The organism is Bacillus swezeyi (assembly GCF_001969815.1).
In the GTDB taxonomy this organism is placed as follows: Bacteria; Bacillota; Bacilli; order Bacillales; family Bacillaceae; genus Bacillus; species Bacillus swezeyi.
The window spans coordinates 1-744 of sequence record NZ_MRBK01000088.1; the positions used below are offsets into that span (position 1 = coordinate 1).

A 744-nucleotide genomic window follows, 5' to 3' on the forward strand; every position below is an offset into this window, starting at 1 on the left:
TGGAAACATTAAAGAAATGGGCTGAGCAGAATCATCTACTTGGTGAATCGGCAATCATACTCGGAATTCCGCAAGATAACCCGGAAACGACACTTCCTGAAAACTGTCGGTATGATGCTTGTATTGTCATTTCAAACGAATATCAAATTGATCATTCAATTCGTGAAACAAAAAGGATCTGACTTCACTATCTGTTTCGATGTAAAAAGCGGATAAGCTCTCTTTAACACTTCATCTTATAATCGGTCATGTTTCTCTTCTGTGAATGATAGATTAATTTTTATTTCATGCGCTTAGTTTATTAACTGGTCATACTTCTTTTAGAGCATCATTTTACCTGATGAACCGGAGTGAGGAAACTTGCCCCACCTTACTCTTACGATAAAGGTTTTACAGGTACACATATTTCGCAATAATCGTTGGAAATCATATCACCTGTGTATCTTTCCAAAATCGGTTTGTTGTCAATTTGGTATCCGCTGTTTTGCAAATCCAGAAAAATGTCAGTCCAGGCTTTTTGAATATCTTCTGCTGTATGTTTAACTTTGCGAATGACATATTTTCCACCAGAAAGTTCGCTTTCGCAATTGGTATATTAGCATCAGTCGCAAAACTCTTTGTTGAGCGATTAGGCTCTTTTTAGAGTTTCTTAAAAGGGTTTTTATATGTTATGAAGAATAAATTTAAATGTCTATACTTTCAATTTTAAATGTAAACACTTTATTTTAGGGCGCCTGTTTTTCC

General features: G+C 35.2%; 2 pseudogenes. One reads left to right on the forward strand and one right to left on the reverse strand.

Annotation, left to right across the window (positions count from 1 at the left end):
* Positions 1–167 (forward strand): annotated as a pseudogene (locus BTA30_RS23565) (GyrI-like domain-containing protein); the annotation flags it as partial.
* A 209-nt stretch (positions 168–376) separates the two neighbouring features.
* Here BTA30_RS23565 and BTA30_RS22380 read toward each other — a convergent pair.
* A pseudogene (locus BTA30_RS22380) lies at positions 377–583 on the reverse strand (GyrI-like domain-containing protein); the annotation flags it as partial.
* Positions 584–744: the final 161 nt, after the last annotated feature.